Below are 14,591 nucleotides of genomic sequence, written 5' to 3'. Positions count from 1 at the left end.
GCAAGGGTCTCATGACCGATGCGGCAATCAGGATCGATGGACTGCGTAAGACCTATCGCGGCGGCAAGGGCCAGCCCGCGAAACAGGCACTGAAGGGCATAGACCTGAGCATTCCACGGGGGTCGGTGTTTGGCCTGCTGGGTCCGAACGGGGCCGGTAAATCGACCCTGATCAACATTCTGGCCGGTCTGGTGGTGAAGTCTGCGGGTTCCGTGTCGATTTGGGGGTACGATCAGGACCGCAACCCGCGCCAGTCCCGCGCCGCGATTGGCGTGATGCCCCAAGAGCTGAACCTTGACCCGTTTTTCACGCCCCGCGGCGCGCTAGAGGTGCAGGCCGGTTTGTACGGCGTACCCAAGGCCCAACGCCGCAGCGATGAGATCCTTGAACTGGTCGGCCTCAGCGACAAGGCCGAATCCTACGCCCGCACCCTGTCGGGTGGCATGCGGCGGCGGTTGCTGCTGGCAAAGGCGCTGGTGCATCACCCCAAGATTCTGGTGCTGGACGAACCAACGGCAGGCGTGGATATCGAACTGCGCCAGATGCTGTGGGCTAATGTGCGCAAGCTGAACGAACAGGGCATGACCATCATCCTGACCACGCATTACCTGGAAGAAGCACAGGAAATGTGTGACGAGATTGCAATCATCAATCACGGTGAGAAAATTGCGCAGGACAGCACCGCCAACCTGCTGGGCCGAATGGACAGCCGTACCATGGTCATCGTGCCCGACAGCCCGGTCGTCGATCTACCCTCAACCGAAGGGGTCGAGGCCGCCTTGCGCGACGATGGCAACCTTGTGCTGCAATATCGCAGCGCCCAGACCAACGCCGAACAGGTTCTTGAAGCTGTCCGCGCAGCCAATATCCGCATCCGCGACGTCCGCACTGAAGAGGCTGATCTAGAGGATGTGTTCCTCGCCCTGACATCCAGCCGCTCCGAGGACGCCCCGGCGGCTGATCCGGATCAGCCGCGCCGGGGAATGCATAGGGTCAAGCTTTAGTCTCGGTCGATTCGGGCCTGATAGCAGTTGTTTCGCGCGGATCGGACGTGGATATAGGCCACATCTGGTCGGGCAAAGATATCTCTGACTTTTGCTCCGATCTGATCCGTGGGCGTGATCACTCCGGTGCCATAGACGATGCGGTCATCTGTGCCATAGCCCTTAATAAGGTAGTCGGGCGACGAGGTCAGAACCTCGGGCAGGTCTTGCCCCTCGTATCGCTCACAGGGTGCAGCACATAGAAAGATCGGCCCGGTTTCGGCATATGGATGTGTCTCTAAAAACGGTCTGTGGGCCAAGATCAGCATTTCTTCGCCCTCGGGAATGTTCTGCAAACAATGGCGACACGGGTTACCAGCACCCGTTGAAACGGCCCGTTCTGGTGTTGCGCCATAGGAATCCGGGTGACCGGCCTGAAGGGCGCGTACCTCGTCGGTGGGCAATGCGGTGATTTTGAACATTTCGGGTCTCCTTTTTTCCGACACTGCCCATCGGATCAAACCCAATCGACCCGTTTCCTGCGCAAAGGACTCGAAAAAGAACAAAACGTGAATATAATACGGAATCGTAATGTATGCCGAACTGTCGATCACGTCGAATTTCACCTTCCTCACCGGGGCGTCCCACCCCGAGGAGTATATGGAGCGTGCCGTCACCCTGGGCCTGCCCGCCATCGCCATCGCTGATGACAACTCGGTCGCCGGGATCGTCCGCGCCCATACGCAGGCGCGCGAGATTACCCGCAAGGTGCGCGAACGGCTGGAGTGGGAGGCGCAGAACACCTCTATAGGCCCACCCTGCCCCGATCACATCCCCAAACCGCCCTCGTACCCGATCCACGCGGTGCCCCGCCTGATACCGGCGGCACGGCTGATCTTTACCGATGCGCCCACGGTTACCGCCCTGCCCCTGAACCGGCAGGGCTGGGCCAATCTGTGCCGCATTCTGTCCAAGGGCCGTCTGCGCGCCGAAAAGGGCGACTGCATCCTGCACCTGTCCGACCTGCTGGAGTTTTACGACGGTCTCCACCTGCTGCTGTGGCCACAAACGGCCCGGTCTCAGGGCGGCGCGGACGGCTGGCGGACACAAGCGCAACAGCTGTCGCGCCGCTTTGCCGGGCGGATACATCTGTTAATGCACCCCCGGTATGACGGCGCAGATGGTGTATATTTCTCTTTATTAGAGACTGAATCAAGGCAACTCGACATCCCCACCCTCGCCAGTTCCACGCCGATGATGCATCACGGCACGCGTCGCAAGCTGGGGGATGTGTTGACCGCCATCCGCCTGCGCCGCAAGGTTGATGAGCTGGGTCGAGACGCACTTGCAAATGGCGAACAACGCCTGCGGTCCGAGGGTGAGATGCTGCGCATCTTCAAAGGCTATGAGGGGACTGTCGCCCGCGCGCATGAACTCAGCGAACAGCTCACATTCTCGCTGGACGAGCTGCGTTATGAGTACCCCAGCGAGGGCAGCGAGCAGGAAACCCCGACCCAACGCCTGCATCGTCTGGCGCATGAAGGGTTGCAATGGCGCTATCCGGCAGGCGCGTCCGAGAAGGCGAAAAAGATGCTGGCGCATGAGCTCGCCCTGATCGGCAAGCTGAAATACGAACCCTACTTTCTGACAGTCCGCGATATCGTTCATTTCGCCCGCTCGCGCGACATCCTCTGCCAGGGACGCGGCTCGGCGGCCAATTCGGTGGTCTGCTTCTGCCTCGGCATCACCGAGGTCAGCCCTGAGATGGGCACGATGGTCTTCGAACGCTTTGTCTCCGAGGCGCGGGATGAGCCCCCCGATATCGACGTCGATTTCGAACATGAGCGCCGCGAAGAGGTGATCCAGCACATCTATGACCGCTATGGCCGCCATCGCGCCGGCCTTTGCGCAACGGTCGTGCATTATCGCGGCAAACGCGCCATCCGCGAGGTTGGCCGCGCGATGGGCCTGACCGAAGATACGATCTCAGCGCTCTCATCTCAGCTTTGGGGCTTCTTCTCCGCCGCGGGGCTTGAGGCGGAACGGATGCGCGAGATTGGCCTCGACCCCGAAGATCGCCGTCTAAAACAGACTCTAATGCTGGTATATGAGATCGACGGGTTCCCCCGTCACCTGTCTCAGCATGTCGGCGGCTTCATCATCACCGAGGGGCGTCTGGACGAGCTTGTTCCTATCGAGAACGCCACGATGGAGGACCGCACGGTCATCTGCTGGGACAAGGACGATATCGACACGCTGGGCATCCTCAAGGTCGATGTCCTCAGCCTCGGGATGCTGACCTGCATTCGCAAGGCCTTTGACCTGATCGGTCAGCACCATCAGACCAGCTATACACTCGCCACCCTGCCGCCCGAGGACCCTGTCGTCTACGACATGCTGTGCAAGGCGGACTCGATTGGCGTGTTTCAGGTGGAATCACGAGCACAGATGAACTTTCTGCCCCGGATGCGGCCCCGCAATTTCTATGATCTGGTGATTGAGGTCGCCATCATCCGCCCCGGCCCCATTCAGGGCGACATGGTCCACCCCTATATCCGCCGCCGGAACGGAGAGGAGGAGGTCAGCTTCCCCTCGGACGAGTTGGGCGAGGTGCTGGGCAAAACGCTGGGCGTGCCGCTGTTTCAGGAACAGGCGATGCAGATTGCCATTGTCGGCGCAGGCTTTACCCCGGAACAGGCCGACCGGCTACGCCGGTCTCTGGCAACCTTCAAGAAGCACGGCAATGTCAGCGAATTCCGCGCGCTGTTCCTGCGCGGGATGAAACGCAACGGGTATGAACAGGACTTCGCCGAACGCTGTTTTTCGCAGATCGAAGGCTTCGGCTCTTACGGCTTCCCCGAAAGCCACGCGGCCAGCTTTGCGCTGCTGGTCTATGCCTCGGCCTGGATCAAATGCCACCATCCGGGGATATTTGCCTGCGCCCTGCTGAATTCGCAGCCAATGGGGTTCTATGCCCCCGCCCAGATCGTCCGTGATGCGCGCGAGCATGAGGTTCAAGTGCGCCCGGTCTGCATCAATGCCAGCTTTTGGGACAATGTGATGGAACCTGACGGTCAGGGCGGGCTGGCGCTGCGGCTGGGCTTCCGCCAGATCAAGGGCCTCAGCGAGGAAGATGCCAGCTGGCTGACAGCGGCGCGCGGCAATGGCTACCATCAGGTCGACGATGTCTGGCGCCGTGCCGGTTTGGGACCATCGGTGATCGAACGGCTGGCCGAGGCGGATGCCTTCGCCGCCTGCGACCTGACACGGCGCGAGGCATTGTGGCAGGCCAAAGCGATCGCCACAGCCAAACCCCTGCCGCTGTTTTCGCAAGATCTGGAGGGGGAGGCGCTGGATGAACCCGAGGCCTACCTGCCGAAAATGACCTTGGGCGAGCAGGTGGTCGAGGACTACGTCGCCACCCGCCTCAGCCTACGGGCGCATCCGGTGGCCCTGTTGCGGCATATTCTGACACCGGACCCGCGCGACAAAACCACGCCTGTCGCATGACCGCAGAACGGGATATTGCCGCAGAACAGAGTCGAAATCGGACCATCCCAATGACCAGACCCACCCTGCCCCCACGCTTTCCTGCAACGCCGGACCAGATCAACGCGCAGGTCCGCGCCTTTTACGCCCGCGTGCGCGAGGACACGGTACTGGGACCTGTCTTCAACAAACATGTCCACAACTGGCCCGCCCATGAGGAAAAGATCGCCGCCTTCTGGCGCAACGCGATTTTGTTCGAGCGCAGTTATGACGGCAATCCGCAGCGGGTTCATATCGAACGTCCCGACGTAAAGCCCGAGTTCTTCGCCCATTGGCTGGATCTGTTCGAAGAGGTCGCGACGCAGACGCTGCCCCCTGAAACCGCGATACCGTGGGTCGCGCTGGCGCGCCGCATTGGTGTGGGAATGAAGGCCGGTGTTCAATCCGCACGTCAACCCAAGGATGCACCCCCGATCCTGCGGTGATCCCGCGTCATAGCGGCCATGCAATGTTAGCGGTAAATTAAGGGCTATGCGCGCCACCAAAATGGGTTTACTCAAAGGCAAGCCACCCGCAACATACGCGGTGTGATGGCACAGTCACAACACCGAAACATCACCCGAGGCCACAACGATGAGCACTCAGAACTCCACCCTTCGGGGACTTGGCTATGCGTTTTTGGGCTTTGCGGTCTTTGCCAGCCATGATGCATTGATCAAAGCGCTTGGCGGCGTCTACTCGGTGATGCAGATCATCTTTTTCGCCACGCTGTTCTCGTTTGTGCCGATGGCCGTCACGATTCTGACCGACCGGACAACCGGGAACTTTCTGCCCCATCACCCATGGCTGGTGTTGCTGCGATCTGGCCTGATGGTCACCGCGATGTCCTGCGCGTTCTATGCGTTTTCGGTTTTGCCGCTGGCCGAGGTTTATTCGCTGCTGTTCTCCTTCCCGCTGATCGTGACAGTCCTGTCGATCCCCATCCTTGGCGAGGTAGTCCGCGCCCAGCGCTGGGCCGCAGTCGGTGTTGGTCTGATCGGTGTGCTGATTGTCCTTCGTCCGGGGGCGACCGACATCACCCTAGGCCATCTGGCTGCATTGACGGCGGCGTTCTGCAGCGCCTTTGCATCCGTGTTGGTGCGCAAGATCGGGAATGAGGAACGATCGGCCGTGCTGATCCTGTACCCCATGTTGTTGGCCATCGCGGTGATGAGCCTTGCACAGCCTGCCGTCTATCAACCACCATCCCTGCTGCATCTTGCAATGATGGCATTGGTAGGCGTTTTCTCGGTCATCGCCCAGCACCTGATCATTCTGGCCTATCGTGCGGCACCCGCCGGGGTTATTGCCCCCAGTCAATATAGCCAGATCATCTGGGCCACGATTTTCGGCATGGCTTTCTTTGGCGAACGCCCGGACGTCTGGGTTGCAGTCGGTGCAAGCGTCATTATCGCATCCGGCGTCTACGTGGTGTGGCGCGAAAGCCGGACAAACACGACCTCAGCCAACACACCGGTTCTGCGGGTGCGGTCACCTCGGTCGGATACCGGGGCGTCACGGCCAGGGGAGTAAACGTCAAACTAAAAAACGGCGCACTATTCCGCGCGCCGTTTTCAACCGCATTACGCGGATTGTCTCGTATTAGAGTCTTAGTAAACGACGACCGACCGAATGCTTTCGCCTTTATGCATCAGGTCGAAGCCGTGATTGATATCGTCCAGACCCATGGTGTGGGTGATCATCGGGTCGATCTCGATCTTGCCGTCCATGTACCAGTCGACGATCTTGGGCACATCGGTCCGACCCCGCGCGCCGCCAAAGGCGGTGCCGCGCCACGAACGACCGGTGACCAGCTGGAATGGGCGGGTCGAGATTTCGGCCCCCGCAGGTGCCACGCCGATGATGATCGATTCACCCCAGCCTTTGTGCGCCGCTTCCAGAGCCGTGCGCATCACGCCGACATTACCCGTGGCGTCAAATGTGTAATCCGCGCCGCCTTTGGTCAGGTTCACCAGATAGGGCACCAAGTCGCCCTCAACTTCGGATGGGTTGACGAAATCGGTCATGCCGAACCTGGTCGCCATTTCGACCTTTGAAGGGTTCAGGTCGACGCCAACTATCTGGTCCGCTCCGGCCAGACGTAGGCCCTGAATGACATTCAGGCCAATGCCGCCCAGACCGAACACGATGGCACGGCTGCCAATCTCGACCTTGGCGGTGTTGATGACGGCACCGATGCCGGTGGTCACGCCACAACCGATGTAGCAGATCTTGTCGAAAGGCGCGTCCTCGCGCACTTTGGCCAGCGCGATCTCGGGCAGAACCGTGTGGTTGGCAAAGGTCGAGCAGCCCATGTAGTGCAGGATCGGGTCACCATCCAAAGTCGTAAACCGCGAGGTTCCGTCGGGCATCAGGCCCCGGCCCTGGGTTTCGCGGATCGCCTGACACAGGTTGGTCTTGGGGTGCAGACAGTATTCGCACTCACGACATTCAGGGGTGTAGAGCGGGATCACGTGATCGCCCGGCTTCAGGCTGGTGACGCCCGGACCGACATCGACAACCACACCCGCGCCCTCGTGGCCCAGAATGGCCGGGAACAGGCCTTCGGGGTCAGCACCCGACCGGGTGAATTCGTCGGTGTGGCAAAGGCCGGTGGCCTTGATTTCGACCAGAACCTCGCCCGCCTTGGGGCCTTCGAGGTTCACATCCATCACTTCCAAAGGTTTGCCCGCCTGAATGGCGACGGCGGCACGGGTGCGCATGATCGTTGTCTCCCTGTCTTATTTGCCCCGACCCTGCGTCAATTGCAGGGTGTTTTCAACTGCGCTTTGGTGGCAGGTTGGCTAAATGTTTGATATTGCAGTAACGACATTGTCAGAAGGAGAAACGCCAATGCACCGATTTATTCCCGCGCTGGTCCTGCTGGCAGGCTGTGCCGAGACGACTGCACCTGTGGAAACACCCGCCTCAACGGACGCGCCGGTTGATCTGGCCTTTTGCCTGGGCGACGATTTTTCCGATTCCATCGGCCAACCGGTTTCGACTATTCAAGCCCAGTTGCCCGAGCGGTCGCGTGTTCTGGGTCCCGATGACATTGCCACACAGGATTATCGCATCGACCGGCTGAATGTTTTCGTGAACGGAGCCGGAATCATTCAGCGCCTGACCTGCGGGTAAGCGTGGACTCGAGGCATGATTCTACGGTAAGAACAAAATGGGAACATTTTGATGTCTGCCAATGCCAAAACGCCGAATACTCTCACTGTGGTTCCCCCGTCTGGGGGCTGAACGGCTGATCCGTGCCGCGCGGGGGCTGCATGTTGGCCCTTTGGCGGTGGTTGCGGAACAGTCGAACATGCAGGTGATCACCTCATTGAACGCAGAAGCGCAGGCCGCAGGTCTGCGTGTGGGCCAGCCCGTGCGTGATGCCCATGCCATGTGCTCGGCCCTGATCACGCGACACCGCAACGCCCCGGCCGAGGCCGCGTTTCTGACCGCGCTGCGCCGCTGGGCCGGCAAGTTCAGCCCATGGGTGGCTGAAGAGATCCCCGATGGTCTGATCGTCGACCTGTCGGGCTGCACGCATCTGTTCGGCGGGGAGGAGGCGCTGCTGAGCGTCATTGAAACCGATTGCGCCGATATGGGGCTGAGCGTTCAGATGGGTATTGCCGACACGTTGGGCGCAGCCTGGGCGCTGGCGCGTTATGCGGGGCAAGAGGCCACGTCTGACCGCAACGGCGACGCCATAAGCCAAGAGGCACGCGCCACCCGCGCGCGCGCAGGGAAACGGCGGCACTGGACCAAGGGCGGGGCCGCGCCGCAAGTGATGGCTCTGGGCGGTGGCGCGCGGATCGCAGCACCAGGGCAATCTTATGGCGCGCTCAGCCCTCTGCCGATTGCGGCGCTGCGGCTGGAAGATCAGGTTGTGGCACAACTGAACCGGCTGGGCCTACGCCGGATCGGCGATCTTTTGGGCCAACCCCGGGCTTCTCTCGCCCGACGGTTCGGGCGCGGGCTGGTGATGAGACTGGACCAAGCGATGGGCAGCGCGCCCGAACCGGTATCCCCCGCGCGTCCGCCGCATCACTTTGCGGTGCGGATGACCCTGCCCAATCCGATCGGGTTGATCGAGGATGTGATGGCCGCCATCGACCGGGTGTTGCCCACGCTGTGCACGAAGCTGGAAGAGAAGGCGCGCGGCGTTCGTACCCTACGGCTCGAGGCGCATCGCGCCGATCAGGCGGCCGAGATCATCGAGGTTGGTCTGGCCCGCCCAACCTATGACAAACACCGCATTCGCCCTTTGTTAGAGATGAAAATCGATAAAATAGACGCAGGCTATGGCATCGACATGCTGCGGCTTGAGGCGATCCAGACCGAGCCCATCCATGCCCGCACCGTGGCCGGTCACGCCGAGGCGCGCCGTGTGGCCCGCGCGCGGCTGGAGGGCAATACAGCCGTGGATGACCTGATCGGCAAACTGGGCGCCCGGGTCGGGTTGGACGTGATCACCCGGCGGCACCCGGCAGCCTCACATATCCCCGAAAAAACCGCGCAGACGTTGGCGGCGGCGTGGTCGGAACCCGCCCGTGACTGGCCCGCCCCGTCGCGCCCGCGTCCGTTGCAGATGTGGCAGCCCGAGCCGGTGATGGCCGCTGAAGCCCCGGATGTTCCAGCCGCCTTTCGCTGGCGCGGGCGCGACTGGCAGTTGGCCCAGGCCACCGGCCCGGAACGGATCGCACCCGAATGGTGGCTGGATGACCCCAACTGGCGCAGCGGCGTGCGTGACTATTGGGTGGTGGTCACCGAACAAGGTGAGCGGCTGTGGCTGTTTTACGGCCATGGCGGCACGATGTCGGCAGGCTGGTTCTGTCAGGGGCAGTTTGGTTAAAACGCCTGATTAGAGTCTATTTCCCGCGGTAAATCAGCCAATCCGGCAGGTAATCCAGCAAACGGATCACCCAAGAGAACGGTGCCGGGAAATCGGTGCGGAACCGGCGGCGCGACATCGCCCTGACCACCCGGTCCGCCGCGTCCTCGGGCGTCATCAGCATCGGCATCTTGAACGTGTTCTTTTCGGTCAGGCGGGTCTTAATGAAACCTGGATTGACGATCCGAACAGTTACCCCCGTGCATGCCAGATCAAATCGCATCGTTTCCGCCAGCGAGATAAGCGCAGCTTTGCTGGCCGCGTATCCGACCGCAGCCGGAAGCCCGCGATAGCCAGACAAAGACCCGATCAGCGTGATATCGCCCTGACCTGCGCGCACAAACCCGGGCACCGTCTCACCCAATACGCGCAGCGCGCCTAGATAGTTCACGTCTGTCATAGACAGAACAGCTTCTGTATCCCAATCGGCCGATTTCATAGGCTCATAGGCGCCGGCATTGTAAACCAGCCCATCCACATCCCCGACCTCTGCCACGGCGCGGCGCACGGCCTTCAAGTCGGTCACATCAAACGGCACCGCCCGCGCGTTCGGAAGGGTCTTGCAGATCTCGGCCAGCCGCGCCGCATTGCGTGCCGACAGGATCAGTTTTGCGCCCTGGCGGCTGAGCGCCTGGGCCAAAGATCGGCCTAGCCCCTCACTGGCACCAACGATCCAATAGGTTTTTCCGTCAAAACTGCTCATGCTTGGGCCATCCGGACTGTCAGGTACACATGGCCCGGACATTGGTTTCGTGTTGATTCAGACATGTTAGGGATTTTACGGATCAGCGACAAAGTTGGATCACGTGAACGCGCCAAAAACCGGGAAAGACTTCATGATGTAACGCACGTTCAAAAAAAGTCCAACGTGATTGATCCGTACCCGCATCTGATGCGTAATCCTTTTAAATTGCCGAACTAAGAGGATCACATGTTCGACGAACCAAGGGGCGCACGCAAGAAAATCGCAATTGTAGGTGCAGGAATCTCAGGCCTATCCGCAGCTTACTATCTATCAGAAGACAATGATGTAACGATCTATGAGGCCGAGCCCAGATTGGGAGGCCATGCCCGAACGGTGATGGCGGGCAAAAACGGCGATCAACCGGTCGACACCGGGTTCATCGTGTTCAACTATGCCACTTACCCCAACCTGACCAAACTGTTCGACGAACTGAACGTCCCGGTCACCAAAAGCGAGATGAGCTTTGGGGCAACGATCGACAATGGCCGCCTTGAATACGGTCTGAACAATCTGCGCACCTTGACGGCTCAAAAGCGCAACCTGATGCGCCCAGCCTATTACAAGATGATTTCGGACATCCTACGCTTTGGCAAACAGGCTCCTGAGGCCGCCAAGAACAATGACACTACGATCGGTGAGCTGATCGACGAACTGCGTTTGGGCCACTGGTTCCGCCACAACTATCTGATGCCCATGTGCGGGGCGATCTGGTCCACCCCCGTCGAATTCATTGACCGCTTTCCCGCACGTTCGCTGGTACAGTTCTTCCAAAACCATGCCTTGCTGGCCGGTGATCGGTCAAAGCAGCATCAGTGGTGGACGGTCAAAGGTGGCAGCATTGAATATGTCCGCCGGATCGAGGCTGCATTGCGCGCCCGCGGTTGCGAAATCCGCGTCGCGTCGCCTGTACAGCACGTCCAGCGGAACGAACTGGGCGTAACCGTACTCAGCGAAGGTCAGGTTGACCTTTATGATGAGATCATTCTCGCCACACACTCGGACCAGTCGCTGGCCATTTTGGGTGACAGCGCCACACCCGAAGAAATTGCTGCCCTTAGCGCGATAAAGTACCAGCCCAACAAGGCTGTTTTGCATTGCGATCCCGGCCAAATGCCCAAAAGACGGGCCTGCTGGTCCAGCTGGACCTATCGTTCACAGGCCGGAAATGTCGGCGTCACCTACTGGATGAACCGGTTGCAGAACATCCCCGACAGTGATCCGATGTTTGTAACGCTCAATGTTGCGGCGGACATTCCCGCGGACAAAATCTATGACGTAGTAGAATTCGCCCATCCGGTTTTCGATCAAGCCGCATTGAAGGCCCAGGGGCAAATTCGCGACATGCAGGGACAGAACAAAACGTGGTTTGCCGGTGCATATAACCGGCATGGTTTTCACGAAGACGGGATTGCCAGCGCGATGCATGTTGTCGCGCAGTTGAATGGCACCCCGCAAACCATCGGAGCTGACAATGGCGTTGCCAAAAATGACCCGGTCATCCCTGTCGCGGCCGAATAGCTCGGTCTGGTGCGTCGCTCTGCTGTCGCTGACCTTGCTGGCCCCAGCCGGGCTGGCAGCGCCACCTGTGTCGAACGAATTGCCGAATGCCGAACTGCGCGGATCCGCGACTTTCCGGTATCTGGGCCTTCCCATCTATATCGCAAAGCTGTTCACGCCCGGCGGTGCCCCGTTCAGTTGGAGCGACGATTTCGGGTTGCAGTTGACCTACCGAAAAAACCTCAAGCAGAAGGCTCTGGTTGAATCCACGCTGGATGAGATGACACGGCAAGGAAACAGCGGGCTGACACAAGTCCAGCTTGAACAGTGCTTTCAGGCTGTCAGCAAAGGCGACAGCTATCTGGCCATCTCGGAAGGGCCGAACAAGGTTGGTTTCTGGCGGAACGGGCGCAAAACCTGCACCCTGTCCGGGCCAGGCGTCAAAAAGACATTCATGTCGATCTTTCTGGGAGACAATACCAGATCCGCAAGTTTTACACGCCAGTTGAAGGGACAGTGATGCTGTATCCCCGGGTCAGCCTCTATGCGCTGATGCTCGCAGCGGCGGGTATTCCCCTCTACATCCACCTGCCGCGTTTTGCTGCGGTTAACCTTGGGATTAGCCTTGGGGTGATTGGAACGGTACTGCTGTTGATCCGGCTTGTGGATCTTGTGCAAGACCCGCTGATAGGCTGGGCGATTGACCGATGGCCGAAGGGTCAGTTGGCGTTCGCCGCTATGGCCGCCGTTGGGCTGGCGGTTGGCTTTCCGCTGCTCTTTGCCTTGCCACAGGGCGCAAGCGTGACATCGCTGATCTTGATCCTGATCCTGCTGTTCTCGGCCTACAGCCTCGGGACCATCCTGCTTTACGGGCGCAGCGCCACGCTGGCCAAAACACCAGACTCAAAAGAGCTGATGTCGCTGGCAGCCTTCCGTGAAGGTGGACAATTGGCGGGGGTTGTCATTGCTGCCAGCGCACCCGCCCTGTTCGTCGCTTTAGGGGCGAGCGCACAGGGATACCCCGCCTTTGGGTTGTTTCTGGGCGTCCTGTCGATTGTAACCATCGCGCTGACATTCCCGATGTGGCGGCGCACGCCGATTACTGGCGAGGGCCTGTCTTTCGCAGGGCTGGGTCAGGCCGGGGCATTGCGACTATTGGCGCTGGCGTTGGTAAACAGTTTGCCGGTAGCCATCACCTCAACCCTGTTTCTGTTCTTCGTCGAAGACAGGCTGCAATTGCCGGGCAAGGCGGGTCCCTTGTTGATCCTGTTTTTCCTCAGCGCCGGCGCCAGTGTGCCGCTTTGGGCCAAGCTCAGCAATCGCATTGGTCCGAAACAGACACTGATCATCGCAATGCCGCTGTCCATAGCCGGCTTTATTGGGGCTGCGATGTTGCCGGCGGGTGAGCTTTTGGGCTTTGCTCTGATCTGCCTTGCCTCGGGTGCGGCACTTGGGGCCGATATGGTGGTCCTGCCGGCCATGTTCTCGGTCGTTTTGACCCGCGCCGGCCTGAACGCCTCAGCCGCGTTCGGCATCTGGTCCTTTGCGGGCAAACTGGGCCTCGCGCTTGCCGCCTTCTTTACATTGCCCCTGCTGGAACGCAGCGGCTTTTCACCTGGCCAATCGAATTCCGCCCAAGCCCTGGAAACACTCAATCTGGCTTATGCGGTACTACCCTGCATCCTGAAACTTGGCGCGTTTGGCATGGTCCTGACGTTGCCCACGGAGGTCTCAGCCAAATGAAAACGCTTGTTGTTTTACTGTTCGCCGCTCTCGCTTTGTTTATAGCCAAGAACCGGTTCCTGAGCTTCCGGTCACAAACACCGGCCGACTACACCGGCACTGGGCCTGCATTCAAAATGAAAGAGGTTCTGAACGGAGAGATCCTGTCCGAAGGGCTGATCTATGGGCCGAACGGCAAGATGTCGAACAGCTTTGTCGCCCGTATGGTTGGGAACTGGGATGGCAACACCGGCACGTTGTCCGAGCATTTCACCTATTCCAACGGCAAACAGATGACACGTAAATGGTATCTGACGCTGGGCACCGGCAATACGTTCATCGCCACGGCGGATGACATCGTCGGTGAAGGCAAAGGCACGATTTCGGGTTCGACGGTCAAACTGACCTACCGGATCATTTTGCCTGAGGATGCCGGCGGGCACACTTTAGACGTCACCGACTGGATGTACCTGACTGAAAACGGTGTAATCATGAACCGGTCCGAGATGCGCAAATTCGGCATCAAGGTCGCAGAGCTGATTGCCACGATGCGCCCTGCGCCCGAGGCTAAATCCGCACATGTCCCCAGTTCAAACGGCTATGATGCGGACGCAGAACAAAGGCCGCTGCAATGATCTCGCGTCGGGTCCTTGTTGCGGGCCTGGCAGTCGCCGGACTGGCCGTTCTGACTGCCTGTTCGGCTAAACCGCGCGTTCCCAAGACCTTTCTGTCTGATCGGCAGTTGAACCTTGAAGAGTTTTTTGAGGGCAAGACCGTCGCCTATGGCCAATTTCAGGATGTTCTGGGCAATATCCCGCGCCGCTTTACGGTGGATATCGACGGAACGTGGGATGGTGAAACCCTGACTCTGGTTGAGGATTTTGTCTATGATGACAGCGCCACCGAGCAGCGTGTCTGGACGCTGACCAAAACGGGCGAGGACACCTGGACCGGCACGGCGCCCGGCGTTTTGGGAACCGCCACCGGGGTCGAGCGCGGCGATACATTCAATTGGACATACAAGATCGACCTGCCGGTCAAAGAGGGCACCATGCGGGTCAACTTTGACGACTGGATGTGGCTGCTGGACGATGACCGTCTGCTGAACCGAGCCTATGTGTCGCGCTATGGCGTCCGGTTGGGCGAGGTCATTCTGTTTTTTGAGAAGAAATAGACCAGCAGCAAAAGATAAGGGCAGCTCCGAAGACCTGCCCTTAAACTTTGT

General features: G+C 59.8%; 14 protein-coding genes. 11 read left to right on the top strand and 3 right to left on the bottom strand.

Annotation, left to right across the window (positions count from 1 at the left end):
• Positions 1-11 precede the first annotated feature (11 nt).
• Positions 12-1,004 carry an ABC transporter ATP-binding protein gene (locus DHN12_RS09510; protein WP_108859984.1) on the top strand — a complete coding sequence of 331 codons (993 nt, stop codon included), beginning with the start codon at positions 12-14 and terminating at the stop codon, positions 1,002-1,004.
• On the opposite strand, the gene DHN12_RS09505 is transcribed toward DHN12_RS09510, so the two are convergent.
• Entirely contained in the window at positions 1,001-1,465 is a 465-nt protein-coding gene (locus DHN12_RS09505) for a DUF1203 domain-containing protein (RefSeq protein ID WP_108859983.1), read from the bottom strand. The genes DHN12_RS09510 and DHN12_RS09505 overlap by 4 nt on opposite strands.
• Positions 1,466-1,574: 109 nt before the next feature.
• Between DHN12_RS09505 and DHN12_RS09500 the strand changes: the two genes are divergently transcribed.
• The 3 genes from DHN12_RS09500 (at position 1,575) to DHN12_RS09490 (ending at position 6,044) form a co-directional block, all read left to right on the top strand.
• Positions 1,575-4,493: an error-prone DNA polymerase gene (locus tag DHN12_RS09500; protein WP_108859982.1), complete on the top strand. Its 2,919-nt coding sequence runs from the start codon at positions 1,575-1,577 to the stop codon at positions 4,491-4,493.
• A gap of 50 nt (positions 4,494-4,543) precedes the next feature.
• On the top strand, positions 4,544-4,957 hold the full coding sequence (locus DHN12_RS09495) for a group III truncated hemoglobin (protein ID WP_108859981.1): 414 nt from the start codon (positions 4,544-4,546) through the stop codon (positions 4,955-4,957).
• A 148-nt stretch (positions 4,958-5,105) separates the two neighbouring features.
• Positions 5,106-6,044 carry a DMT family transporter gene (locus tag DHN12_RS09490; RefSeq protein WP_108859980.1) on the top strand — a complete coding sequence of 313 codons (939 nt, stop codon included), beginning with the start codon at positions 5,106-5,108 and terminating at the stop codon, positions 6,042-6,044.
• 77 nt (positions 6,045-6,121) lie between these two features.
• Here the strand turns inward: DHN12_RS09490 and DHN12_RS09485 are convergent, their stop codons facing one another.
• Positions 6,122-7,234: an S-(hydroxymethyl)glutathione dehydrogenase/class III alcohol dehydrogenase gene (locus DHN12_RS09485; protein WP_058272862.1), complete on the bottom strand. Its 1,113-nt coding sequence runs from the start codon at positions 7,232-7,234 to the stop codon at positions 6,122-6,124.
• A gap of 130 nt (positions 7,235-7,364) precedes the next feature.
• On the opposite strand from DHN12_RS09485, the gene DHN12_RS09480 reads away from it, so the two are divergent.
• A complete protein-coding gene (locus DHN12_RS09480) occupies positions 7,365-7,649 on the top strand; it encodes an I78 family peptidase inhibitor (RefSeq protein ID WP_108859979.1) in 285 nt (94 codons plus the stop codon).
• Between the two features lie 61 nt (positions 7,650-7,710).
• Entirely contained in the window at positions 7,711-9,363 is a 1,653-nt protein-coding gene (locus DHN12_RS09475; RefSeq protein WP_108859978.1) for a DUF6504 family protein, read from the top strand.
• Between the two features lie 16 nt (positions 9,364-9,379).
• On the opposite strand, the gene DHN12_RS09470 is transcribed toward DHN12_RS09475, so the two are convergent.
• Complete coding sequence (locus tag DHN12_RS09470) at positions 9,380-10,105, bottom strand: SDR family oxidoreductase (RefSeq protein ID WP_108859977.1); 726 nt, start codon at positions 10,103-10,105, stop codon at positions 9,380-9,382.
• Between the two features lie 228 nt (positions 10,106-10,333).
• Here DHN12_RS09470 and DHN12_RS09465 point away from each other — a divergent pair, with 228 nt between their 5' ends.
• Genes DHN12_RS09465 through DHN12_RS09445 form a run of 5 tightly spaced genes read left to right on the top strand, consistent with a single transcriptional unit; the run spans position 10,334 to position 14,540 of the window.
• Positions 10,334-11,665 (top strand): NAD(P)/FAD-dependent oxidoreductase, encoded by a 1,332-nt coding sequence (locus DHN12_RS09465; RefSeq protein WP_108859976.1) that lies wholly within the window; start codon positions 10,334-10,336, stop codon positions 11,663-11,665.
• On the top strand, positions 11,619-12,164 hold the full coding sequence (locus tag DHN12_RS09460; RefSeq protein ID WP_234416606.1) for a hypothetical protein: 546 nt from the start codon (positions 11,619-11,621) through the stop codon (positions 12,162-12,164). Before DHN12_RS09465 ends, DHN12_RS09460 begins: the two co-directional genes overlap by 47 nt.
• On the top strand, positions 12,164-13,387 hold the full coding sequence (locus DHN12_RS09455; RefSeq protein WP_108859974.1) for an MFS transporter: 1,224 nt from the start codon (positions 12,164-12,166) through the stop codon (positions 13,385-13,387). Before DHN12_RS09460 ends, DHN12_RS09455 begins: the two co-directional genes overlap by 1 nt.
• Positions 13,384-14,001, top strand: a complete 618-nt coding sequence (locus DHN12_RS09450; RefSeq protein ID WP_108859973.1) for a DUF3833 domain-containing protein — start codon at positions 13,384-13,386, stop codon at positions 13,999-14,001. Before DHN12_RS09455 ends, DHN12_RS09450 begins: the two co-directional genes overlap by 4 nt.
• The gene (locus tag DHN12_RS09445) at positions 13,998-14,540 is read left to right on the top strand and encodes a DUF3833 family protein (RefSeq protein WP_108859972.1); all 543 of its coding nucleotides are present in this window, start codon (positions 13,998-14,000) and stop codon (positions 14,538-14,540) included. Before DHN12_RS09450 ends, DHN12_RS09445 begins: the two co-directional genes overlap by 4 nt.
• Positions 14,541-14,591: the final 51 nt, after the last annotated feature.

The sequence above is a fragment of the Ruegeria sp. Alg231-54 genome (assembly GCF_900143525.1).
Classification (GTDB): domain Bacteria; phylum Pseudomonadota; class Alphaproteobacteria; order Rhodobacterales; family Rhodobacteraceae; genus Ruegeria.
The sequence above is the reverse complement of the archived record's forward strand: the minus strand, read 5'-3'. Positions and strand labels throughout refer to the sequence as shown.